18 protein-coding genes are annotated in these 24,167 nt (G+C 67.7%); 6 read left to right on the top strand and 12 right to left on the bottom strand.

The annotated features are described in order from the left end of the window. Positions 1–21: 21 nt before the first annotated feature. On the top strand, positions 22–4,476 hold the full coding sequence (gltB, locus tag AC5P8C_RS16360; RefSeq protein WP_019661975.1) for a glutamate synthase large subunit: 4,455 nt from the start codon (positions 22–24) through the stop codon (positions 4,474–4,476). Between the two features lie 61 nt (positions 4,477–4,537). Beyond that, positions 4,538–5,983: an FAD-dependent oxidoreductase gene (locus AC5P8C_RS16355; RefSeq protein ID WP_019661976.1), complete on the top strand. Its 1,446-nt coding sequence runs from the start codon at positions 4,538–4,540 to the stop codon at positions 5,981–5,983. Here AC5P8C_RS16355 and AC5P8C_RS16350 read toward each other — a convergent pair. Continuing rightward, the gene (locus AC5P8C_RS16350; protein WP_495219166.1) at positions 5,969–8,377 is read right to left on the bottom strand and encodes an ATP-binding protein; all 2,409 of its coding nucleotides are present in this window, start codon (positions 8,375–8,377) and stop codon (positions 5,969–5,971) included. The genes AC5P8C_RS16355 and AC5P8C_RS16350 overlap by 15 nt on opposite strands. A gap of 167 nt (positions 8,378–8,544) precedes the next feature. On the opposite strand from AC5P8C_RS16350, the gene AC5P8C_RS16345 reads away from it, so the two are divergent. Continuing rightward, complete coding sequence (locus AC5P8C_RS16345) at positions 8,545–9,411, top strand: hypothetical protein (protein WP_019661978.1); 867 nt, start codon at positions 8,545–8,547, stop codon at positions 9,409–9,411. Between the two features lie 329 nt (positions 9,412–9,740). On the opposite strand, the gene AC5P8C_RS16340 is transcribed toward AC5P8C_RS16345, so the two are convergent. The 3 genes from AC5P8C_RS16340 to ttcA are packed head-to-tail and all read right to left on the bottom strand — an operon-like array spanning position 9,741 to position 12,454. Continuing rightward, a complete protein-coding gene (locus AC5P8C_RS16340; protein WP_495219110.1) occupies positions 9,741–10,520 on the bottom strand; it encodes a M48 family metallopeptidase in 780 nt (259 codons plus the stop codon). Between the two features lie 59 nt (positions 10,521–10,579). Continuing rightward, complete coding sequence (locus tag AC5P8C_RS16335; RefSeq protein WP_005411825.1) at positions 10,580–11,485, bottom strand: recombination-associated protein RdgC; 906 nt, start codon at positions 11,483–11,485, stop codon at positions 10,580–10,582. 36 nt (positions 11,486–11,521) lie between these two features. After that, a complete protein-coding gene (ttcA, locus tag AC5P8C_RS16330) occupies positions 11,522–12,454 on the bottom strand; it encodes a tRNA 2-thiocytidine(32) synthetase TtcA (protein WP_185744934.1) in 933 nt (310 codons plus the stop codon). A 91-nt stretch (positions 12,455–12,545) separates the two neighbouring features. Between ttcA and AC5P8C_RS16325 the strand changes: the two genes are divergently transcribed. Then, positions 12,546–12,749, top strand: a complete 204-nt coding sequence (locus tag AC5P8C_RS16325) for a YdcH family protein (RefSeq protein ID WP_005407501.1) — start codon at positions 12,546–12,548, stop codon at positions 12,747–12,749. A 116-nt stretch (positions 12,750–12,865) separates the two neighbouring features. Here the strand turns inward: AC5P8C_RS16325 and plsB are convergent, their stop codons facing one another. The 4 genes from plsB to AC5P8C_RS16305 all read right to left on the bottom strand — a co-directional run bounded on the left by plsB (position 12,866) and on the right by AC5P8C_RS16305 (position 18,524). Then, on the bottom strand, positions 12,866–15,502 hold the full coding sequence (gene plsB / locus AC5P8C_RS16320) for a glycerol-3-phosphate 1-O-acyltransferase PlsB (protein ID WP_019662245.1): 2,637 nt from the start codon (positions 15,500–15,502) through the stop codon (positions 12,866–12,868). After that, positions 15,502–16,455: a hypothetical protein gene (locus tag AC5P8C_RS16315; RefSeq protein ID WP_019662244.1), complete on the bottom strand. Its 954-nt coding sequence runs from the start codon at positions 16,453–16,455 to the stop codon at positions 15,502–15,504. Before AC5P8C_RS16315 ends, plsB begins: the two co-directional genes overlap by 1 nt. Before the next feature lie 423 nt (positions 16,456–16,878). Further along, positions 16,879–17,604, bottom strand: a complete 726-nt coding sequence (gene pyrF / locus AC5P8C_RS16310; protein ID WP_019662243.1) for an orotidine-5'-phosphate decarboxylase — start codon at positions 17,602–17,604, stop codon at positions 16,879–16,881. Continuing rightward, the gene (locus tag AC5P8C_RS16305) at positions 17,601–18,524 is read right to left on the bottom strand and encodes a 5'-nucleotidase, lipoprotein e(P4) family (protein ID WP_019662242.1); all 924 of its coding nucleotides are present in this window, start codon (positions 18,522–18,524) and stop codon (positions 17,601–17,603) included. Before AC5P8C_RS16305 ends, pyrF begins: the two co-directional genes overlap by 4 nt. 101 nt (positions 18,525–18,625) lie before the next feature. Between AC5P8C_RS16305 and AC5P8C_RS16300 the strand changes: the two genes are divergently transcribed. Beyond that, positions 18,626–19,279, top strand: a complete 654-nt coding sequence (locus tag AC5P8C_RS16300) for a YceH family protein (RefSeq protein WP_495219108.1) — start codon at positions 18,626–18,628, stop codon at positions 19,277–19,279. 117 nt (positions 19,280–19,396) lie between these two features. On the opposite strand, the gene AC5P8C_RS16295 is transcribed toward AC5P8C_RS16300, so the two are convergent. From AC5P8C_RS16295 to AC5P8C_RS16280, 4 genes are all read right to left on the bottom strand, one after another. Continuing rightward, entirely contained in the window at positions 19,397–19,921 is a 525-nt protein-coding gene (locus AC5P8C_RS16295) for a GNAT family N-acetyltransferase (RefSeq protein WP_495219107.1), read from the bottom strand. Positions 19,922–20,012: 91 nt separating this feature from the next. Then, positions 20,013–20,324 carry a DUF3592 domain-containing protein gene (locus AC5P8C_RS16290; protein ID WP_495219105.1) on the bottom strand — a complete coding sequence of 104 codons (312 nt, stop codon included), beginning with the start codon at positions 20,322–20,324 and terminating at the stop codon, positions 20,013–20,015. 195 nt (positions 20,325–20,519) lie between these two features. Continuing rightward, positions 20,520–21,260 carry a DUF3592 domain-containing protein gene (locus AC5P8C_RS16285; protein ID WP_205405453.1) on the bottom strand — a complete coding sequence of 247 codons (741 nt, stop codon included), beginning with the start codon at positions 21,258–21,260 and terminating at the stop codon, positions 20,520–20,522. A 107-nt stretch (positions 21,261–21,367) separates the two neighbouring features. Further along, entirely contained in the window at positions 21,368–23,344 is a 1,977-nt protein-coding gene (locus AC5P8C_RS16280) for a UvrD-helicase domain-containing protein (protein WP_495219104.1), read from the bottom strand. Between the two features lie 101 nt (positions 23,345–23,445). Between AC5P8C_RS16280 and AC5P8C_RS16275 the strand changes: the two genes are divergently transcribed. Beyond that, on the top strand, positions 23,446–24,066 hold the full coding sequence (locus tag AC5P8C_RS16275; RefSeq protein WP_010487338.1) for a thymidine kinase: 621 nt from the start codon (positions 23,446–23,448) through the stop codon (positions 24,064–24,066). Positions 24,067–24,167: the final 101 nt, after the last annotated feature.

The raw sequence follows: 24,167 nt of genomic DNA, 5'->3' as shown, positions 1-24,167 counted from the left end.
CCTATACGCATCGAGGTAGAGATGGCCCCCCGCAACCGCCAAGGGCTTTACGACCCGCGCTCCGAGCGCGATGCCTGTGGATTTGGCATGGTCGCCCAGCTCGACGATCAACCATCGCGCCTGTTGGTTGATACCGCCATCGCCGCGCTTTCGCGCATGACCCACCGTGGCGGTGTTGCCGCCGATGGCCTGACCGGTGATGGCTGCGGCCTGCTGCTGCGCCGCCCCGATGCGTTCCTGAAACTGCTGGCCAGCGAAGCCGGCATCGCCACCGCCGCGCGTTTCGCCGCCGGCCTGGTATTCCTGCCGCATGACGCCGACGCGGCGCAGGCCTGCCGCGCGCAGCTGCAGGCGCAGGTGGAAGCGGTGGGCTGCAAGGTCGCTGGCTGGCGCGAGGTACCGACCGACGACAGCGTCTGCGGCCAACTGGCGCGCGACACGCTGCCGCGCATCGAGCAGGTGTTCGTCGATGCGGGGGTTGGCCAGGATGATGCCGGCTTCGCGCTGGCGTTGTTCCTGGCCCGCCGCCGCAGCGAACAGCAGCTGCGCGATCACGCCGACTTCTACGTCACCACCCTCACCCCGGATGCGATCAGCTACAAGGGCATGGTGCTGCCGGACAAGCTCAGCCGCTTCTTCCCGGACCTGCAGCGCCGCGAGCTGGCCTCCAGCGCGATCGTGTTCCACCAGCGATTCTCCACCAACACGCTGCCGCGCTGGCCGCTGGCCCACCCGTTCCGCATGCTCGCCCACAACGGCGAGATCAACACCATCGAAGGCAACCGGCGCTGGGCGCAAGCGCGCAGCAAGGTGTGGAAGACCCCGCGCTTCGACATCGCCGAATTCGATCCGGTCATCTCCATGCACGGTTCGGATTCGCAGAGCCTGGACAACATGCTGGAGCTGATGGTCGCCGGTGGCATGGAGCTGATCCAGGCGCTGCGCATCCTGGTGCCGCCGGCCACGCAGTCGCTGGAATTCAAGGACCCGGACCTGGCCGCGTTCTACGAATTCCACGGCCTCAACAGCGAGCCGTGGGACGGCCCGGCTGGCATCGTCGCCTGCGACAGCCGCTATGCGGTGTGTACGCTGGACCGCAACGGCCTGCGACCGGCGCGCTGGATGCTCACCGCCGACCGCCACTTCCTGGTCGCCTCCGAAGCCGGCGTGTGGGAAGTGCCGACCGAGCGCGTGGTGCGCAAGGGCAAGCTCGGCCCCGGCGAGATGATCGCGATCGACCTCAAGCGCGGCGACCTGCTCGACTCCGATGCGGTGGACCGCATCAACCGCGGCCGCGCGCCCTACAAGCAGTGGCTGCAGCAGGGCGTGACCTACCTGCAGACCGAACTGATCGACCCGTCGCTGGTGGAAGAGCCCTTCGACGAAGGCACCCTGCGCAGCTACCACAAGCTGTACCAGCTCAGCAGCGAGGAGGTGGAGCAGGTGCTGCGGCCGCTGGCCGAGACCGAGCAGGAAGCCACCGGCTCGATGGGCGACGACACGCCGATGGCGGTGCTGAGCCAGCGCAGCCGCCCGCTGTACGACTATTTCCGCCAGGCCTTCGCGCAGGTCACCAACCCGCCGATCGACCCGCTGCGCGAAGACTGCGCGATGTCGCTGTCCACCCAGCTCGGCAAGGAAACCAACATCTTCCATGCCGGCCCGGAGACGGTGAACCACGTCATCCTCAATTCGCCGGTACTGAGCCAGCGCAAGCTGCGCCAGCTGTTGAAGATGGACCAGTACGTGCAGGCCAACCGCCTGCTCGACCTTTCCTACAGCGAAGACGAAGGCCTGCGCGCCGGCATCGAACGCATCTGCAGCGAAGCGGAACAGGCCGCGCGCGATGGCATGGTGATGCTGCTGCTGTCCGACCGCTACCCGGTGGCCGGGCGGCCGATGGTGCATGCGCTGCTGGCCACCAGTGCCATCCACCACCACCTGTCTCGGCTGGGCCTGCGCTGCGACGTGAACCTCATCGTCGAGACCGGCACCGCACGTGACCCGCACCACATGGCCTGCCTGCTCGGTTTCGGTGCCACGGCGGTTTACCCGTACCTGGCCTACCAGACCCTGTTCGACCTGGGCCGTCGCGGCATCCTCAAGCTCAGCAAGGGCGGCGAGCAATCGCAGATCGGCCGCCGCTACCGCAAGGGTATCTACAAGGGCCTGTCGAAGATCATCTCGAAGATGGGCATCTGTACGGTGGCCAGCTACCGCGGCGCGCAGCTGTTCGAGATCATCGGCCTGGAACCGGAAGTGGTGGACCTGTGCTTCCCCGATACCGCCTCGCGCATCGGCGGCGCCGGCTTTGCCCGCCTGGATGCCGACGCGCGCGAACTGTGCGCGCAGGCCTGGGACGCGCAGCAGGGCGTGGATGTCGGCGGCCTGCTGAAGTACGTGCACGGCGGCGAATACCACATGTACAACCCGGACGTGGTGACCACCCTGCAGCGCGCGGCGCGCAGCGGTGACCCGCGTGCGTGGCAGCAGTACTGCGATGCGGTGCATGCGCGCCCGCCATCGGCGCTGCGTGACCTGCTGGAGCTGGTGCCGGCGGCCGCGCCCGTGCCGCTGGACGAGGTCGCTCCAGCCAGTACCCTGTTCCCGCGCTTCGATACTGCGGCGATCAGCCTGGGCGCACTGTCGCCGGAAGCACATGAAGCATTGGCCATCGCCATGAACCGCCTCGGCGGCCGCAGCAATTCCGGCGAAGGCGGTGAGGATCCCGCGCGCTATGGCACTGCGAAGCGCAGCAAGATCAAGCAGGTCGCCTCGGGCCGCTTCGGCGTTACCGCCGAGTACCTGGTCAATGCCGAAGTGCTGCAGATCAAGGTCGCGCAGGGCGCCAAGCCCGGCGAGGGCGGCCAGCTGCCCGGCCACAAGGTCAACGAACTGATCGCACGTCTGCGCTACGCGCGGCCGGGCATCGGCCTGATCTCGCCGCCGCCGCACCACGACATCTATTCGATCGAAGACCTGGCGCAGCTGATCTACGACCTCAAGCAGGTCAACCCGACCGCGCTGGTATCGGTGAAGCTGGTCAGCCATGCCGGCGTTGGTACCATCGCCGCCGGTGTGGTCAAGGCCGGTGCGGACCTGATCACCATCTCCGGCCATGACGGTGGCACCGGTGCGTCGCCGGTCAGCTCGATCCGCTATGCCGGCGTGCCGTGGGAGCTGGGCGTGGCCGAAGCGCACCAGGCGCTGCTGGCCAACGACCTGCGCGGGCGCACCCTGCTGCAGACCGATGGCGGGCTGAAGACCGGCCTGGACGTGGTCAAGGCCGCGCTGCTGGGCGCGGACAGCTTCGGCTTCGGCACGGCGCCGATGATCGTGCTGGGCTGCAAGTACCTGCGCATCTGCCACCTCAACAACTGCGCCACCGGCGTGGCCACCCAGGACGAACGCCTGCGCGAGAACCACTTCACCGGCCAGCCGGAGCGCGTGGAGAACTTCTTCCGGCTGCTGGCCGAAGAAGTGCGTGGCTGGCTGTCCTACCTGGGCGCACGTTCGCTGGAAGAGATCGTCGGCCGCACCGACCTGCTGCGCCAGATCGAGGCTGCGCCGCGTGACGACGTACGCGTGGACCTGTCGCGCCTGCTGGCCGATGCCCGTTACGAGGGCAGCCACTGCGCCGCGCAGCGCCTGTACGAATCGCCGGACAGCCTGGCCACGCAGATGGATGGCCTGCTGGCCCCGGCCATCGAGCACAAGCGCGGCGGCGAGCATCGCTTCCTGATCCACAACACCGACCGCAGCATCGGCACCCGCCTGGCCGGCGCGGTGGCACGCGCGCACGGCAACCAGGGCATGGCCGAGGCACCGCTGGAACTGCGCTTTCGCGGCAGCGCCGGGCAGAGCTTCGGCGCATTCAACGTGGGTGGCCTGCACCTGGAGGTGGAAGGCGAAGCCAACGACTACGTCGGCAAGGGCATGGCCGGTGGCCGCCTGGTGGTGCGACCGCCGCGCGGTGCCCGCTTCGAGGCACGCAGCACCGCCATCATCGGCAACACCTGCCTGTACGGCGCCACCGGCGGCGAGCTGTTCGCCGCGGGCAGGGCGGGCGAGCGCTTCGCGGTACGCAACTCCGGCGCGCTGGCGGTAGTGGAGGGTGCCGGCGACCACTGCTGCGAGTACATGACCGATGGCGTGGTACTGGTGCTGGGCAAGGTCGGGCTGAACTTCGGTGCCGGTTTCACCGGCGGCCTGGCCTACGTGCTGGACGTTGATCGCGATTTCGTCGACCGCTACAACCACGAGCTGATCGACATCCATCGCGTGTCCGCCGAGGGCTTCGAGAACTATCGCCAGCACCTGCACCGCCTGATCGGCCGCCACCGCGAGCTGACCGGCAGCATCTGGGCGCAGCAGATCCTGGACGAGTTCCGCGATTACATCGGCAAGTTCTGGCTGGTCAAACCGAAGGCCGCCAGCATCGAGTCGCTGACCGAAACCCTGCGACGCGCCGCGTGATGTTTTCCGGTAGTGCCGGCCGCTGGCCGGCAACGTTCCCCCTCGCATTACAGAGCCCGCCATGAGCCGCAAGCACGCTTTCCAGTTCCTCGACCTGCCCCGCACCATGCCGCAGCGCATTCCGGTGGAACTGCGCACCTCCGGCGACTGGGGTGAGCTGTACGGCAGGTTCGGCAAGGAAGACGCGCAGTACCAGGCCGGCCGCTGCCTGGACTGCGGCAACCCGTACTGCAGCTGGAAGTGCCCGGTGCACAACGCCATTCCGCAGTGGCTTCAGCTGGTGCAGGAGAACCGCATCCACGAGGCGGCCACGCTGTGCCACAGCACCAACCCGCTGCCGGAAGTGTGCGGCCGGGTGTGCCCGCAGGACCGGCTGTGCGAAGGCAGCTGCACGCTGGAGGAGTTCGGTGCGGTCACCATCGGCGCGGTGGAGAAGTACATCGTCGATACCGCATTGGCCAGTGGCTGGCGCCCGGATCTGGCCGCGGTGCAGCCGACCGGCCACAGCGTGGCGGTGATCGGCGCCGGTCCGGCGGGGCTGGCCTGTGCCGACCGCCTGGCTCGCGCCGGCATTGCCGCCGTGGTCTATGACCGCTACGAGCAGATCGGCGGCCTGCTGCAGTTCGGCATCCCCAGCTTCAAGCTGGACAAGGACGTGATCCGTCGCCGCCGCGACGTGCTGGAGGGCATGGGGGTGCAGTTCCGCCTCGGCGTGGAGATCGGCCGCGACATCAGCCTGCAGCAGCTGCTGGATACCCACGATGCGGTGTTCGTCGGCACCGGCGCCTACCGCTACACCGATGGCGGCCTCGACGGCCAGGACCTGAAAGGCGTGCTGCCGGCGTTGCCGTTCCTGGTGCAGAACAGCCGCATCGTCGGTGGTGATGATCCGAAGGGCCGGCCGATTGCCGGCTGGGAAGACACCATCGCCCTGCCCGATCTCAACGGCAAGCGCGTGGTGGTGCTCGGCGGTGGCGATACCGGCATGGACTGCGTGCGCAGCGCGATACGGCTGGGCGCGGCCAAGGTCACCTGCGCCTACCGCCGCGACGAAGCAAACATGCCCGGCAGCGCGCGCGAGGTCGCCAATGCACGCGAGGAAGGTGTGCGCTTCCTGTTCAACCGGCAGCCGCTGTCGATCGAAGCCGGCGCCGATGACGAAGTAATCGGCGTAACCGTGGTCGAGACCCGGTTGGGTGAGCCGGATGCGAACGGCCGCCAGAACGCGGTGCCGATCGATGGCAGCGAATCGCTGCTGGAGGCCGACGTGGTGATCATCGCCTTCGGCTTCTCGCCGACCGTTCCGGCATGGCTGGCCGAGCACGGCGTGGAAGGCCGGTCCAACGGCCGTATCGTGGCCGGAGGCAAGGATCGCCTGCCGTTCCAGACCGCGCATCCGCGCCTGTTCGCCGGTGGTGATGCGGTACGCGGTGCCGACCTGGTGGTGACCGCCGTGGCCGAGGGCCGCGATGCCGCCGCCAGCATCGTCCGGCTACTGGCCCACTGAGTCCGGCGCCAGCAGTACCGCCAGCAGCGCCCGCAGCACGTGCGGCTCCACCGGCTTGGCCAGGAAGTGGTCGATGCCAGCCGCGCGACAGGCTTCGCGGGTGCTTTCCATCACGCTGGCCGTGAGCGCGATGATCGGCACCTGCGCACGTGCCGGGCAGGCATCAGCGCGGATCGCCCGCGCCAGTGCGAAGCCGTCCATGCCCGGCATGTGGCAGTCAGTGATCACCAGCTCGAACGGCTGCGCCTGCCATGCTTCAAGCGCCGACCGCCCATCGGTACAGGCGTGGACCCGCAGCCCTAGCGCGCACAGGCGCTGCTCCAGCAGCTGCAGGTTGGTAGGATGGTCTTCAACCACCAGTACGCACGCCGCCGGCAATGGATGCTCATCCGCTGATGCCGCCGAAGGTGCGGCCATGGGTGCCTCGCAGGCCTCCAGGTCCAGATCCATCCATACCGTGGTGCCCTGCCCAGGGGAGCTGCGCAGCTGCAGCTCCGCCCCCATCGAGGTTGCCAGCTCGCGGCAGATCGCCAGGCCCAGCCCACTGCCGCCAAAGCGCCGTGTGGTCGAGCGCTCCGCCTGGGTATAGGCGGCGAACACCGCCTGCTGGCGTTCCTCGCTGATGCCCACGCCGCTGTCGCTCACCTGCAGGCGCAGCCGCTGGCCGCCGTCACGCTGCTGCAGTACCTGCACCTGCAGTTCCACGTGGCCCTGCCGGGTGAACTTCAATGCGTTGCCGGCCAGGTTGAACAGGATCTGGCGCAGGCGCAGGCCGTCGGCCAGCGATCCCGGCTGCATCTCCGGATCCAGCACCACCTGCAGGTGCAGGCCGCGGCTGGCGGCCACCGGCATCAGCAGCTGCTGCACCGCGCGCACCAGTGCCGCCAGATCGATGGGCCGCAGCTGCAGTGGTGCGCCCTGCAGGCGCTGGCTGTGCAGGACATCGTCGAGGATCTGCCGCAACATCCGCGCGGCATCATCGACCGTGGCCAGCACCTGCTGCTGGCGCGCCTCCAGCCTGCTGCCCGCCAGCCGTTCGAGCATGCCCAGCAAGGTGCTCATCGGGGTGCGGATCTCGTGGCTCATCGTTGCCAGGAAGTGCGCCTTGGCCTGTGCTGCCTGTTCGGCCTGGCGGCGCGCGTCGGCCAGCGCGCGGGTACGTGACTGCACCTCGCTGACGTCGATCCAATAGCCGCTCCACTCGACGTCGCTGTCGTCGCAGGGCAACGGCCGCCCATGCGAACGCACCCATCGCCACCCTTGTGGCGAACGGGTGCGGAAAGTGACGTCGATCGGGCCACGCGCCAATGCAGCCGTCTCGACACAGGCCATCACCTGGCTGCGGTCATCCGGATGGACCGCGGCCAACAACCGCTGGTGATCGATCCGCGCGGTCTCCACGCTGATTCCGAACAGGGCCTGCACGTCACCGGCGATCTGCGGAAAGCTGTAATGGCCGCCCGCCGACCGACGCGCCTGGTAGACCACCGCCGGCAGGTTCGCAGTCACCTCCTGCAGGCGCTGCTCCACTACTCGGCGGCGCACGCTTTCGCGATGCACCCGCCAGTAACCGTAGGCATGTACCAGCGCCAGGGCGAGCAGGATCAACGAGGCCGGCACCAGCCAGCGCAGGGGCGACGATGACGGGGAATTACGCGGCCGGTCCGGCAGCCAGTCCGCACGGATCTGTTCGCGCTCGGGATCGGTCAGCTGCGACAGCGCCTGCTCGAAGCCGGCGATGACATCGGCGCAGGCGGGCGTGGTCGCCAGCACCAGGGCATCATCGAAACCGGCCGGCGCAGCGATCAGCAGTGCATCGCCCTGGTAGCGGCGCAACGCGGCCTCGACGTCGCCGAGGTTGGCGACGACCGCATCGATCAATCCGGTGCCCAGCAGCGGGAGCGCATCGTCCAGCGCTGCCGGTGGCAGCAGCTGTGCACCCGCTGCCTGCTCGGCCAGCAGCCCCTGCAGCGGCATCCGGCTGGGGCTGGCCACGGTTCGTCCACGCAGATCTTCCAGGCCCAGCACCGGCGGCGTACCCTCCCGGCGGACGATCACCTGTGGCAGCTGCAGGTAGGGCGTGCTGGCCACCCACCCGGCGGGCAGCTGCGAGCGTGGCCACCCCAGCAGCGCCTGGGTGCCGGCCGGCAGCTCATCCCGGTCCACGCTGGCGGCCGGCACGGGCAGCAGCTGCAGTGGCCGTTGCCGGCCCAACAGCTCCAGGTACACCGCGCCGAGCCCCCGTGCCTCACCCTGTTCGCTGGACGACAAGGGTGCGCGGTCGGAAGGCCAGGCGATGCGCAGCGGTGTCCTGCAGCCCGTGGCGGAGGCCGTGGCAGGCAGCAGCAGGCTGGCCATGACAGCAATGGCTGCCGGGAAGCCGGCGACATTCACGGTAGGCATCCTCATCTCGCGGGCGGAAGGAACGGCCGCGCTGCGGTACCGCTACCTGCCACGCTATCGACGTGCGGACCGACGGCAATGAAGAAAGTTGTAAAAGCATCCAGATAGGGGAATGCCGACATACACTGCCGCCTTCACCCGTAACTGCGGAGCGTTCGATGCGCATCGGCCTGGCTGCCAACCGTCTTCATCACCACGACGCGCGCGCCGCGCTGTTCCGTTGGCTGCGCAGCAGCGAGGCCGGCCTGCGCGAGCTGGGCGTGTCGCTGCATGCGGTCGGTCGCACCCATGACGCGATCGAACGACAGGGCTTCCTAGCCGGGTACGCGGGCCTGCACCGTTATCCCTACGGTCGCGAGGGTGGGCTGATGAAGCTGGTCGCCGAAGTCGTTGGCATGGGTCCGGATCGGACACTGGATGGCGCGATCTACCTGATCGACCCGGTCGATCCGTCCTCGGTATTTCCGGAAGCCACGGCGCTGAAGCGCCAGTGCGTGATTCACGGCAAGCCGTTCATTTCGACCGTGGCCACCGCACGCGACTGGGTCGAAGTGGAGCGCGTCCACGCCGGGCTGGCGGCAGACGGCGGCGCCGACGACCTGCATGCGTTCGAAGGCCAGACGCTGGCGCTGATCGCGCACGATGCGATGAAGCCGGCGATGCTGGCCTTCGCCGATGAGCACTTCGATGTGCTGGTCCGGTTCGGCGAGCGGGTGGCGACGGGCACCACCGGCCAGCGTTTGAACGAACTGGCCTGGAGCCGGGGCTGGCCACGTGATACGCCGTGGGTGACGCGCTACCAGAGCGGCCCGATGGGCGGTGATGCGCAGATTGCCGACCGGGTGCTGGAGGGGCGCTGCCAGCGTGCGATTTTCTTCGAGGATCCGCACGTGGCGCGCCAACATGAGGCGGATATCCAGCTGCTGGAGCGCGCGGTGACGACGGTGACCGATCAGGCGGTGTGCATTACGGCGCCGCGGGTGGCGGCGCGGTGGGCGGCGGCGGCGGCGCTGCGGGCGGGGTGAGGGTTTCGGCCAACGGCTGAGCCCTTCGTGGTCGGTGGGTCTGCACGATCATGAGGTTGGCCGGGATGGGTGGAATTGCGGGGGACGCCGTAAACCCGTCCCTGGGGGCTTGGCCGCGGCATCCATGCCGCGGACACCCCCGCAATCCCACCCATCCCGTCCTTCGACAGTTTCCGGTGTGCCCACCACGGAAGAAAGAAGGAAGAGCAGGAGCAAAGCGGGTCGCGCGCTGTGCGCGCTCTTCTGTAGAGCCGAGCCATGCTCGGCTGCTCTTCAACGTGATGACTGGAACCCCGCGCTGCGCGCGTCAGCCGAGCATCGGCTCGGCTCTACAGCAGCTGGTGCAGCATCGCTTTGAGGCGTCGCCCTTCCAGCTGGAAGTAGTCGCGCTGCTCGCGCCAGGCGGGGAAGCGTTGTTCCACTTCGTGCCAGAACGCAGGCGAGTGATTGGGCTGGATCAGGTGGCAGAGCTCGTGCACCAGCACATACTCGAACGCTTCCGGACGACCGAGCACCAGGGCCAGGTCCAGTGCCATGCTGCCGTCGGGGGCCAGTGAGCCCCATTGCGAGGACATCACCTTCAGCCGCAGGCGGCTGGGTGCGCGCGGCAGGGTGGGCAGGTACTTCGGCAGCCAGCGCCCGACGTCGGCGCGGGTCTGGGCTTCGTAGAACTCGCGCAGCAGACGGCGCAGGGTGGCGTCACCACCACGGGTGGGCCACTGCACGCAGGCGCCGTGCGCGTCGATCTCCAGGCGCGCATAGCGGCCTTCCTGCCAGCGCAGTGGCAGCAGTTCGCCGCGCAGGGGCAGCACGCCGTCTTCGCCGGGCTGCAGCGGCGCCGGCAGGCCCTGGCCCTGGTACTGGCGCAGCTGCAGTGCAAGCCAGTCGCGGTGCTGTTCCAGGAAGCGTTCGCCCATCACCAGGCTTGCGCGCGGCGGCAGGGTCAGGCGCGCGCCGCGCTCATCCACGCTCAGCTTGATGCGCCGTGCACGCGGATCACGCACGCGCAGTACCTCGATCTCGGCATCCTCCAGGCGCAGGCGAACGGTGTCGCGCTGTACGGTGGCGGGCGGGGTCGGGCTGATCAGGCGGCGCAGCAGACGGCTCATGCACCCAGCATAGCGCTGCTTCGGGCCGCCGGATGACCGGCGGCCGTCGGGCTGCCTGTTCAGTCAGCCTTGCTGAGCTTGAAGGCTTCTTCCAGCAACAGGAACAGGCGGCGGATCTCGGCGCTCTGCAGGGCGAAGCGGGCGTCGAACTCCGCGCGGCGGCCATCTTCGTCGGCATGCTCCAGCTGGTCCAGGGCACCGTCGAGGAACTTCAGCTTGCGCACGATCAGGTCGTCGCCGATCACGAAGGACAGGTTGTCCTCGAAGATCAGCGCCAGCTTGGTCACCTGCTTGCCGGCGTCCAGGTGCTTGTCGATCTCGTCGCAGCGCAGCTCCTGGTGCTGGCACTTGACCACCGCGCCACCTTCCACCGGGTCCTTCATCTCGCACTCTTCGCCCAGGCTCAGCCCGGTCGGCAGCGGCTCGCCGGCGATCCAGCCGGTCAGGATCGAGCGCGGCGCGACTTCGGCGTTCAGCGGCATCGCCGGGAAGCTGCCGAGCAGGCCGCGGATGTCGGACATGAAGTATTCGCCGGTCTTGCGGCTGGAGGTATCCACTGCCACGTAGCCGTGCTGCAGGTCGATGAAGGCGTCGTTGCGCGAGGACTTCACGAAGGCGCGCGGCAGCAGTTCATGCAGCAGGTCGTCCTTCATGCGCTTGCGCTCGCGGCCACCCGGGCGGCGGCCTTCCTTCTCCTCGATCTCCTCCAGCTTGCGCTCGAGCAGGTCGTTGACCACCGCCGCCGGCAGGATCTTGTCCTCCCCGCCCACGGTCAGCCACAGGTGCTCGGCGATGCGGTGGGAGAGCAGCTCCTTCTCCTCGCGGCCGAACGGTGAGATGAAACCGCGCGAGTTCATTTCCAGCGCGCCGACCGGCTTCAGCAGGGCGTGCGGCAGCAGGGTGTCGACTTCGGAAAAATCGGTGGTGGTCGGGAAACGGAAGAACGTCAGGTTGCGAAAGAACATGGAATTCCGGATGGCAAAGAGGAAGGGCGGCCGACCTTAAACGGCGGGCGTCTCGGGATCTGTGTCGGCGTCGGCCGGGGAACCGGCCAGCCAGGCATGGGCGTCGGGCAGCGGCGCGTCGTCGCGACGGCCCAGCGCCATGAAATCGAACAGGGTGGTGTCAGCCAGCTGCGAGGGCCGGACTTCACTCATGGCGCGCGCGATCTGCTCGATGCGGCCCGGGTGGTCCTTCTCCCACTGCTTCAGCATCAGGCCGACCTGGCGGCGCTGCAGGTTCTCCTGGCTGCCACACAGGTTGCAGGGAATGATCGGGAACTGGCGCGCCTGCGCGTACTCGACGATGTCACTCTCGCGCACGTAGGCCAGCGGCCGGATCACCACATGCTTGCCGTCGTCGCTGCGCAGCTTCGGCGGCATGCCCGACAGCTTGGCGTGGTGGAACAGGTTCATGAAGAACGTGGCCACCATATCGTCGCGGTGGTGGCCCAGCGCGATTTTGGTGAAGCCATGGCTTTCGGCGTAGTTGTACAGCGCACCACGACGCAGCCGCGAGCACAGCGAGCACATCGTCTTGCCTTCCGGAATGACCCGGCTGACCACCGAATAGGTGTCCTGTTCGATGATGTGGTACGGCACGCCCAGCCCTGCCAGGTACTCCGGCAGCACGTGCTCGGGGAAGTCCGGCTGCTTCTGGTCCAGGTTCACCGCCACCAGCTCGAACGGCACCGGCGCCTTCTTCTGCAGCTGCAGCAGCACGTCCAGCAGGGTGTAGCTGTCCTTGCCGCCGGACAGGCAGACCATGACCTTGTCACCGGCTTCGATCATGCCGAAGTCGGCAATCGCCTCACCGACCTGGCGGCGCAGGCGCTTGGCCAGCTTGTGCTGCTCGCGCTCGGCCACGCGCGGATCGCGGGCGGCGCGCGGCTGGGAACGCGGCAGGGGATCGGGAAGGGAAATCACGGCACTCATGGGTTCCATTCTAACGGCTCGGAGCGGCCCCGGCCGGGGGTCGGTATTCCCCTCTCCCGGCGGTCATCATCGCTGTGTATGCTCGGGACCTGTGGACACCTACGACCCCGCCGAGATCGTCGAACGCCTCGCCGCCCTGCGCGCCGAGCACCGCCTGCTGGATGAACAGATCACCCGCATGGCGGCCAACGGCGAGGACGAACTGGAAGCCAAGCGCCTGAAGCGGCGCAAGCTGCAGTTGAAGGATTGCATCGCCAGGCTGGAGAGCCTGCAGATTCCCGACGAGCCGGCCTGAGCCGGGTTCAGGTGGGTGCCAACCCGGGTTGGCCTCCTGCTCCGGTACGTGCCAACCCTAGTCGGCACGACGGGAAGGTGTGCGGACCAAGGTCCACACCCACCGCAGGATTCAGTTCAATCCTGCGGTGCCGGCTCGTCCGGGCGCGCCGCTTCCGGGCTGACCCGCTCGATGGTGTGGCGCAGCTCGCGGCCGAGGATGAACTTGGCATCCTTGGCCCAGGCATCCAGGCGCTCGTCGAACAGCAGCTTGCTGTTCTCGTCCGGCCACACCAGGCGCAGCTCGCGCAGCTTCTGGATGAAGCCACGGAACAGGGCCTTGTCGAAGAACTCCGGCGCCGCCGGCGCATAGAGCAGGCTCAGGCGCTGCGCGGCCTGCTGGCACAGGCTTTCCAGTTCGGCGGCGCCAAGCACGCCGGGGCCGTTCTTCACCAGCACCGAAATGGCGATGTAGTAGCGCTCGAACGCCTGCTGCAGCGAGTGCCCGATGGCGCGCAGGCGGAACACCTCGTCGGTCTGCCCGGTGTTGCGCGCCAGAATGCCGCCGTCGTCGTCATTGACGTTCTGCAGCAACCCCTCACGCACGAACACGTTGATGGTCTGGTCGATGCGCTGGGCGAACTCGTCCTCGCTCCACGGCAGGAACAGCTCGGCCTGCAGGAACGGGTACACCGTACGGCCCAGCTGGACCAGGCCGGCGCGGCTCATGCGGCGGTTGTTCTGGAAGCAGCAGGCCACCCACGACGAGGCGGTGAACAGGTGCAGCACATTGTTGCGGAAGTAGCTCAGCAGCACCGCGGTATCGCCGCTGACGCTGAGCACATCGCCCAGCGGGTGCTTGATGCGGGTGAGGACGTTGATTTCCTCGGCGTGGGCGATGATCCGCTCCGGCGAGTGCGGGGTCACCGTCACCCGGTCCGAATATGGCATCTCGACCAGCAGGGTCTTGCACAGCTCGATCTGCGCGATCAGGTCGGCCTCGCCCATCGCGTGCTTCGGCGTGGACAGCAGCGCCAGCGCCAGCAGGTTGATCGGGTTGACGTCGGCGGCGCCGTTGATGCGCACCTGGATGCGTTCGGCCAGCGTATCCACCGTGGTCGACAGCCAGGCCGGCTTCTCGTCCTCGGACACCGCCTCGCCCTTCCACTCCGGCGCCTTCTCGGCCAGCACGTCGTTCAGTGCGATCGGTTCGCCAAAGTTCACCACCACCTGGCCGTAGTTCTGCTTGAGCACCTTGGGGATGCCCCACAGCAGCGACCAGATCGATTCCTTTTCCTTCGGCCGGCCGGACAGTTCGTCCAGATAGCTGCCGCCTTCCATCAGTTTCTCGTAGCCGATGTAGACGGGCTGGAACAGCACCGGCTTGCGCGGCTGGCGCAGGAACGCACGCAGCGTCATCGAGATCATGCCGCCCTTGGGCTGCAGCAGGCGGCCGGTGCGCGACCGGCCACCCTCAACGAAATACTCCAGCGAATAGCCACCGGCCACCAGCTGCGCGACGTACTCGCTGAGCACCGCCGAGTACAGCGCGTTGCCGCGGATCGAGCGGCGGATGAAGAACGCACCGCCCTTGCGCAGCAGGGTACCCACCACCGGCAGGTTCAGGTTGATGCCGGCCACGATGTGCGGCGGCACGATGCCACGGTCGTACAGCAGGTAGGACAGCAGCAGGTAGTCCATGTGGCTGCGGTGGCTGGGCACGTACACCACTTCGTGGCCCGGCGCGGCAGCCTTGAACTTGTCCAGGTGGTGCACCAGCACGCCCGCATAGATGCGGTTCCACACGTGGCTGAGCATGAAGCTGGCCGAGCGCACGACCGGGCTGGAATAGTCCGCGGCGATTTCCCAGGCGTAGGCGTGTGCCTTCTTCCAGGCATCGGCCGGCTTCGAATTGTCGCGCTTGGCCTGTGCGGCGATCGCCTCGCGCACCGGTTCGGCAGCCAATACCTGGTCCACCAGCAGGCGCCGCGTCGACAGGTCCGGGCCGATCACCGATTCACGGATGCGCCGGAAGTGCGTACGCAGCACGCGCTGCAGCTTGCGCACCGTGCGCTCCGGCTCCAGGCCTTCGTCCACGGTGCTGCGCAGCGAGATCGGCGGGGCGAAGCGCACGATGGTATTGCGCCCGTTCAGCAGCAGGCCCAGCAGGCGGCGGAAGCGACCGACCAGCGCCCAGTTTTCCGAGAACAGCACCGCGAACCAGCCGCTCTGCTTGTCCGGCGCGCGGCCGACGAAGATAGACACCGGCACCAGGTGCACATCCAGGTCGTCGCGCACGCGGTGCGCCTGCAGGACCTTGGCCAGCGAATCGGAGTGGGTCTTGGCGCCGCGCTGCTCGGGAATCAGCGAGTTGCTGGAGCTGCGCCGCGACAGCGCCAGGTAGGCGCGCTTGCGCCCGGTCGGGTCACCGGCCAGCGGCACCAGCGGCGAGGGCAGCCCGGCCTGGCGGCAGGCCTTGTCCAGGATCAGCGCGTTGGACAGGCCGTAGTCTTCCAGCACGTACACGACCGGACGGCCATCGTTGTACTGGCCTGGGTCTTCCGGCTCGATCTTCAGCGACAGCCACGGCTCGACCAGGCGGCCCAGCAGGCGAGCCCACAGCGGGCGGCGGCCGGCCGGACGCGCGTGCACGGGCGGCGGTACCGGGTTCGGGCCGGTGCCGGTCGAGGGGGACGCCGGCACCGTATCGGCGGGCGTCGACTGGGATTCTTCGCCGGGAAACGGCAGCGGGTTCTGTTTCGACATCGGCGCCATTATGGCTTAGGCGGCGGCGTTGCTGCTTCCCCACCCCCAGCAGGGGCTTCAGCCGGTGATGGCGAGGCCGCAGCGCGGGCCGCGTCGGCCTTGCGCAGCAGCGCATCGGTGTCGGCCAGGGTGCGGGTCAGGTACCAGTGGCCCTCGCGGCGGCTCAGCGGCAGCTGCAGGATCATTTCGCGGCCAGCCAGGTCGTAGTGCAGGCGTACCAGCGCATTGTCACCCTCCACCGAGAGCAGCTCACCGCGCACGCTGCGCAGCGCCTCGTCCACGCCCAGTCCGTAGCTGCCCAGCACGGCCTTGAGGGTGTGGATGAACGGCGCCAGCTGCTGCAGGCTGCCTTCCATGCCGGCGGCCTGCAGGCCGGCCTCATCATCGAACCCAACCTTGCCGGCCGCGCCAACCAGTGCGGCGATGGTGCTGCGCGCGCGGGCGCGGTCACTGATCGGTGCGCCCTGCGCCCAGCTGGCGAGGGTTTCCACCAGGGCGATGTAATGCGCCTGTTGGCCGGGCGTATAGCCCTTCTGGTGGCGCAGATACTGCACGCCGAAGTTGCCCATCGACTGCGCGGCCTGGCGAACGGCGCCGGCCTGTCCGGCCAGCTGGCGATCGAAGCTGCGCTGCAGTTCGGCGCTGGCGTTGGGCTTGCGCAGCGCGGCCAGCATCGGCAGCAGCTGGTCACCCAGCGGCAGTTCGGTCAGCGGCCACTGGCTGTGGCCTTCGGTCCAGGCCTGTTGCAGGCGCTGGTACTGGCTGGGCGGCACCGACAGCTTCGCGTAGCCGACCAGATCGTCCTCGGCCAGGCGCAGGGCCATCGCCTGCACCGCCGCGACCGGTTCGGCTGCCGGCTTGGCCGGATCATCGGCTGATTCGCGGCACGCGGCCACCGCCAGCAGCAGCATGGCTGCCAGCCCCCATCCACGCGCAGACCTTCCTCGCACCGCCACGCTCATGCAATCGGACTCCCCGGACCGGTCCGCATCTTGCGGCCTGCGACGTGACAGCGGCAAGCCGGGACGTCACGGTTTCCGCTGTTGCCTGTGCAAGTCACTGACGGGAATAAAAAAAGAGCCGGGATCACGGGGATCACAGGCTCTTCAAACCGGCGCAGGGCCGGTGGACAGTGTTGTGGCACATGTCCGGTCCGAGGACCGGATGGCGGCGATCCTACGCTGCCGCTCAAGTTAAGGCAACACTTCACGTAGTGCGCCTTAAACTATTGATTTTATTGATCCACCTGATGATGGGGTGGAAGCAATGAAATCTACGGCAGGTTTTGCGGCGATTCGGGCACAACCGCTCGGTAGACAGATGCAAAAACGCCATCCCGCGCGGGCCGGGATGGCGTTCGGGCCTGCAGCCTTCGCAACGGAACCTCAGCGCGCACCCAGTGCCGACGCGATTTCCTGCTGGATGGCCCGGGCCGCGGCCTGCGGATCGGTGGCCAGGCGGATCGGACGGCCAACCACGATGGCATCGGCACCATCGGCAAACGCCTGGGCCACGCCAACGGTACGCTTCTGGTCATCGCCGACCGGGCCACCGGGGCGGATGCCCGGGCAGACGATCGAGAACCCGGCGCCGGTCGCGGCGCGAATCGGGCCGGCCTCCTGGCCCGAGGCGATCACGCCATCGATGCCGGCCGCCTGCGCGGCCATCGCGCGTTCGACCACCACCTCCACCGGTTCACGGTCGATGCCCATCTGCGCCAGGTCCGGGCGGCCCATCGAGGTCAGCACGGTCACCGCCAGCAGGCGCATGTCGCTGCTGTTGGCGGCGGCGCAGGCTTCCATCATCGCCGGGTGCCAGCCGTGGATGGTGGCGTAGCTGACCGGCCACTGCGAAAGTCGCTTGATCACCGCCGCGGCGGTGGCCGGGATATCGAAGAACTTCAGGTCGACGAACACGCGCTTGTCGCGGCGGGCCAGCTCGTCCAGCACCTGGAAGTACTCGCCCGACGCCAGCAGTTCCATGCCGATCTTGTAGAACGCCACGCTGTCGCCGAGGCGGTCGACCCACTCCAGCGCCTGCGCGCGATCAGGCACGTCCAGCGCGAAGATCAGGCGCTCGTCGTCGCGCAGCGGCAGTGGCGCGCGGCTCATGGTGCGTAGTCCAGGGCAGCGCGCTTGGCGTCGTGGCGGGCCTGGCGCGACTGGCTGTAATCGTTGTTGAACTGCGCCGGCTCGAAGCCACCGTAGGTCGGGTTGGGCAGCATCCACCAGCGCTCGCCGAACCAGTCGTGGTACTGCTGCAGCAGTGCGTCACGGCCTTCGTTGGTGTTGGCGGTCACTTCCACGAAATCGCCCAGCTGGTCGCCGAACTGCATCAGCACGCGGTACTTCTGCCCGGCCAGGCGGCGGCGGCAGTTCTTCTCGCTACCGGCCTGCTCGCACCCTTCGACCACGGTGCCCAGGCCCAGGAACACGCTGTCATCGGCCACCGGCAGGCCCTGCTCGCGCAGGTTGGCCAGGGTCGCGTCCTTCAGGTGCACGGCGCGGTTGGAGATGTACAGCAGGGTCACGCCCTTGGCGTTGGCAGCCTTGGCGAAATCCACCACGCCCGGAATGGCCTTGGCCTTCTTCTCGGCCACCCACTGGTCCCAGCTCAGCTCGTCGTATTCCTTGCCGTCGCGCACCAGGCGCGCCTGGTAGGGCGAGTTGTCCAGCACGGTCTCATCCACGTCCAGTACCACGGCCGGCTTCAGGCCCTTGGCCTCGTTGCCGCGTTCCTCCGGCACCAGCGCATCCCAGTGCGCTTCCTTCAGCGCGACATCCAGGTGGTCGGCGGCGGCACGGTAGGTCTGCTCGGTGATGGCCTTGTACTCCTGCGCGCGCTGCATCCACAGCACTGCGTTGAGATTGTCGTTGGCGGTCGCATCAAGCGCGCCATCAGCCTTGGCAGCGGCGGCCGGGGCCTCCGGGGCAACGGCTTCGGCAGCAGGCGCATCCACGCGCTTGCAGGCGGACAGGCCCAGCGCCGCGGTAGCGAGCAGGGTCAGGGACAGGGAAACGGGACGACGCATGGATTCACCGGCAATCAGATATACCGGCGCATTTTACCGGCAAAGGCGGCCCCGGGACGGCTATGCTTGGCGGTTGACCCGTTGCCCTTCCGGAGGCCGCCATGACCGATTCCACCCAGACCCCCGACGTCCCCCTGCTCGACGCCGTGCAGGCACGCCTGCTGGGCTGCCTGGTGGAAAAGGAGGCGACCACACCGGACACCTACCCGCTGACGGTCAACGCCGCCCAATCGGCCGCCAACCAGAAGACCGCGCGCGAGCCGGTGATGAACGTCGATGCCGGCAGCGTGCAGCACGCGCTGCGCCAGCTGGAAACGATGGGCCTGGCCCGCCAGCACTTCTCCTCGCGCGCGGACCGCTACGAGCACCGCCTGCAGGCCGCGCTGGACCTGACCCGGCAGCAGACCGTGCTGCTGGCGCTGCTGCTGCTGCGTGGGCCGCAGACCCTGGGCGAACTGATCACGCGCAGCGAGCGCCTGCACCGCTTCGCCGACGCCGATGAAGCCCGCCACGCCATCGAGCGCCTGCAGCAGCGCGCGCTGCTGGTGGTGCTGCCGCGCGCCAGCGGCCAGCGCGAAGACCGCTACATGCACCTGCTGTGCGGCGAAGTGGACGGCGCGGCGCTGGCGGCGAAGTACGCCAGCAGCGGCGGTGGCAGCAGCGATGCGGCCGACCCGGGCCTGGCCGAGCGCGTGGCCCAGCTGGAAGCGGCGGTGGCCGAACTGCAGGCACAGTTGGCCGAACTGCGCGGTTGAGGGGGTGGGTGCCGACCGTTGGTCGGCACTGCATCTGAATAGTGCCGACACAGTAGCGGCACCTACCATCAGCCGCTACTGTGCCGGCCAGCGGCCGGCACCTACCAACATCAAGGGTCAGACCTGCGCCGCACCCGGCGTGGCATACAACCGGCTCGGGCTGTCCACGCCCGGCAACTGGATCACCCCGCGCTCCTGCATGCCCAAGCCCAGCAGGATCTTCCCGGACGCCACGTTGTCCAGGTCGGTGATGCCATACAGATCGTGCAGGCCCAGCGCTCCGCGTGCATGCGCGAACACCGCCCGCGCCGCCTCACCGGCATAGCCCTGCCCGGCGAATTGCGAAAGCACCGCATAGCCGATGTCCGGCCCCGGCAGGCCATCCCGCCGCACCAGCCCGGCGTTGCCCAGCCAGGCACCATCGGACAACCGCTCGATGGCATACATGCCGAAGCCATTCAACGCATAGCTGTGCAGCACCCGCAGCGCAATGTACTCGCGTGCCTGTTCTTCGCTGTGCACGTTGCGGTCGCCGATGAAGCGCACGAAGCCTGGATCATTGAGCAGCGCCAGCATCGGCGCAGCATCCCGGTCTGGTTCCAGGCGGCGCAGCCGCAGGCGTTCGCTTTCGATGGGATGCATGGGTGGGCTCCGGAAGGAATACCTCGATTTTGCAACGCCAGCGCCCGCCGTGCAGCACGCTCAGGCCAGGTGGGCCACTACGATGCCCAGCCTAGCCACATGCCCCGTCACGCTGGCCGAACAGGATCGGCCAGTAGCGCACGCACAGGCGATGGACGCATGCGGCGATCAGGCAGAACCCCATGCCCATCAGCGCCAACAGCAGCGGTGCGCCCCAGCGCAATCCCGGGTGCTGGATACGAGCCTTGGAAGGCATGCCGCCGGGATACAGCACCTGTACCTGTTCGCCGACCACGTACAGTGGTGCCCCGGTAGCAGAGGACGCGGTGAACTGAATCATCTGCCCCTGTGCGGTCTGGAACCTCACCACCGGGCGATGCAGGGTGATGTCACGTGCGGGCATCCCCTCCATTTCCGACCGGGCATCCTCTGCCTGGACGGCCACCACCGTTCCAGTTACGGAAACGGCCTTGCGCGCGAAACGCTGGACGTCCACGAACAGCCAGGCGGCGGCCAGAAGGATCAGCAGGCCCACGGCAAAGAAAAACAGCAAAAAACATCTGAGGAGGGTGGGCAGGGTGCTGGCCGGGTTGATCGATCAGCGTGCAGGTGCCGGCGCTGATCGGATGAAGGAGGTATCGACATGGTAGTAGCGCGGATTGCCCGGCATGACATGGACATCCAGTTCACGCCCACTCACCTGTGCACGGGGATCGGCCCAGAGATACGCACTGTGGAAGACATGCCATCGAGTGGTTTCAGGATCGCGCCAGGCGCAGACGATGACGAACGGATGCCTTCCCCCCGAAAATACTCCGCGATCGCGCTTGATCGCCCGGACCTTGGCTTGCACCCGTGTCCCGTGGCGAAGGAGCTGCCTGCGCCGCCATGCCCTCGCCGCCTGCGGCAGGTGCAGAATTCCCACCCCCAGCAAGAATGGGCCGCCGGTCACTCCCAGTATGACGCTCAGGCCCCAGGGTGATGAGAGCGAACGCACCAAGGCCTTGTCCGGGCGGTCCGGCAGGTACAGCACATCTACATGATCGCCCGTCATGTAGGCACGATGGCGGGTACGACCTGCGAAGAACCGCATCACTTGCCCGCTGCTGGTAGTGAAGTCCACCCAGTACAGGAACTTCACCCCTGAAGTGCGCGAACCACCGCGATCAACGCTGACGGCATCCACATGGGTGATCCTGCCATCGGCAATGACCGCCGCATCGAGGAAGCGCCTGGCCCCAACGTAGGCCAGAAGCGCTGAAACAAGCAGGACCAGGCCCAGCCCGAGGAAGGTACGGGTGAGAACAGCAGGGATATCGTTGGACACGATGAAGGACACGGCGCGCACTTCGGGTGCGCTCACACTAGGCCTTAACCCGATGCAGGCTCAAGGCCAGAAGCGTCAATCGGACGGATTGGAATACCACTTTAGTGGCTTTTCGATCCTCAATCGAACAGCGCCTCGATCGCGGCCAACCCCGCGCTCGCCCGTTCCTTCTTGCGCGCCGCATCGGCCACCGGGTCCGCGCCATCGCGCTGGATCTCCTCGGCCGGAATCTCTTCGAAGAACCGGCTCGGCTTCAACCGCACATGTTCGCCAAACTTGCGCGTCAGCTTGCTGTAGCTCATCCACAGCTGGATCTTGGCGCGGGTGATGCCCACGTACAGCAGGCGCCGCTCTTCCTGCAGGTTGCCCTCATCCAGGCTGACCTGGTGCGGCAACACGCCGTCTTCGCAGCCGACGATGAACACGTACGGGAACTCCAGGCCCTTGGAAGCGTGCAGGGTCATCATGCGCACCTGGTTGCCGCCCTCGTCCTTGTCGCTGCGCGAGAGCAGCGCCAGCTGGCCGGCCAGGTCGGCGGCGGTGGCACCGCGCGGGCCGCCCTCGAACCACTGCGCCAGTTCCTCGATGTTGTTCGCCCGGCGCTGGTAGCTGGCCTCTTCCTTGGCCTGCTGGCGCAGCTCGCTCAGCAACCCGGATTCCTTGGCCACCTTGCGGATCATGTCGCCGGACGTCACCTGGCGCATCTGCGCCCGCAGGTCGCGCAGGATGTCGGTGAAGCGCGCCAGGCTGTTGGCCGCGCGCGGCGGCAACTGCTGCAGGGCGCCGATGGTCTCGGCCACATGCGCCATCGGCATGTCCTTTTCCTGCGCCAGCTCGGCCAGCTTGGCCAGCGTACCGGCACCCACATCGCGCTTGGGCGACTGCACCGCCCGCATGAACGCGGTGTCGTCGTCCGGGTTCACCAGCAGGCGCAGCCAGGCCAGCGTGTCCTTCACTTCCTGGCGTTCCAGGAACATGGTGCCGCCGGTCAGGTGGTAGGGAATGCGCAGCAGCTGCATCGCCTTTTCCAGCGGGCGCGACTGGAAGTTGCCACGGAACAGGATGCAGAAATCACTCCACGGCACGTTGCGCGACTGCGCCACGAAGGCGATCTCGGCGGCGACCTTTTCCGCTTCGTGTTCGCTGTTGCGGCATTCCCACACGCGGATGCGTTCGCCGTCGGCCTGGTCGCTCCACAGCTTCTTCAGGTGCTCATGCGGATTGTTGGCGATCAGCGCGTTGGCGGCGCGCAGCACGCGGTTGGAGCAGCGGTAGTTCTGCTCCAGCTTGATGATTTCCAGCGTGGGGTAATCGCGCCCCATCTGCTGCAGGTTTTCCGGGTTGGCGCCGCGCCAGGCGTAGATCGACTGATCGTCATCGCCCACGCAGGTGAAGTTGCCCTTGTCACCGGCCAACTGCTTGAGCAGCCGGTACTGCGCGTCGTTGGTGTCCTGGCATTCGTCCACCAGCAGGTAGCCGATGCGCTCACGCCAGGCCAGCGCGATCTCCGGATTTTCCTCCAGGATCTGCACCGGCAAACGGATCAGGTCATCGAAGTCGACCGCGTTGAACGCCGTCAGGCGCAGCTGGTAACGCTCGTAGACACTGGCCGCTTCTTTCTCGCGGTTGCTGCGCGCGGCGGCCATCGCCTGTTCGGGCGACAGGCCGGCGTTCTTGGCGCGCGACACCAGGTTCTTCATGTCCTCGATGTCGTCGGGCTTGGCCCCATACATCAGGTCCTTGATCTGCGCAGCGGCATCGTCGGCATCGAAGATCGAGAATCCACGCTTCAGGCCCACGGCGGCGTGTTCGATCTGCAGGAACTTCAGGCCCAGCGCATGGAAGGTGCAGATGGTCACCTCGTCGGCATCCTGCTCGCACAGGCGCTTGGCCACACGCTCGCGCATTTCCTTGGCCGACTTGTTGGTGAAGGTGATCGCTGCGATGCGGCGCGCCGGATAACGGCCACAGCCGATCAGGTGGGCGATCTTTTCCACGATCACGCGCGTCTTGCCGCTGCCCGCGCCGGCGAGCACCAGCAACGGACCTTCGATGTGCAGGACGGCGGCGGCTTGGGGGGGATTGAGACCGTGCATGGGATGGGGATTGTAGCGGGGCCGGGTGACGACCACAGCGGGCCGCCGGCGGGGTTGCTGAACGGCTTCGGCGGAGCGGAGCTGCGGCGTACAATCCGTCGATGGCCAAGCTCTACTTCTACTATTCGGCGATGAACGCCGGCAAGACCACCACCCTGCTGCAGAGCGCTCACAACTACCGCGAGCGCGGCATGCGGGTGGCGATCCTGACCCCGCGCCTGGACGATCGTGCCGGCGCCGGCGTGGTCGCCTCGCGGATCGGCCTGCGCGCCGAGGGCATGGCCTTCGATCGTGACACCGACCTGCAACGCTGGGTCGAGCAGGACCTGGCGACGAACGGGCCGATGGGCTGTGTGCTGGTGGACGAGGCGCAGTTCCTGACCCGCGCCCAGGTCTGGCAGCTCAGCGAGGTGGTCGACCAGCTGCGCATTCCGGTGCTGTGCTACGGGCTGCGCACCGACTTCCGCGGCGAACTGTTCGAGGGCAGCCAGTACCTGCTGGCCTGGGCCGACGAGATGCAGGAGATCAAGACCATCTGCCACAGCGGCAAGAAGGCAACGATGACGGTACGCGTGGATGAGCATGGCCACGCAGTACAGGACGGCCCGCAGGTGGAGATCGGCGGCAACGACCGCTACGTGTCGGTCAGCCGCGCCGAGTTCAAGAAGATCACCCGCGGCGAAGGGCGGATCGATCCGGCGCAGGCGCCCCTGCCGCTGTAAGGGGTGTTCTTTTGCAGGGCTTGCAGCCCTGCACCTGCTTCAAGCCGAAGCAACGGCAACAGCGGGCATTCCGTGGGATGGCGGGGCGGTGTCGGAGTGCG

The organism is Stenotrophomonas sp. YJH_SMC_46 (assembly GCF_059370315.1).
This window is presented reverse-complemented; position numbering and strand designations above follow the sequence as displayed.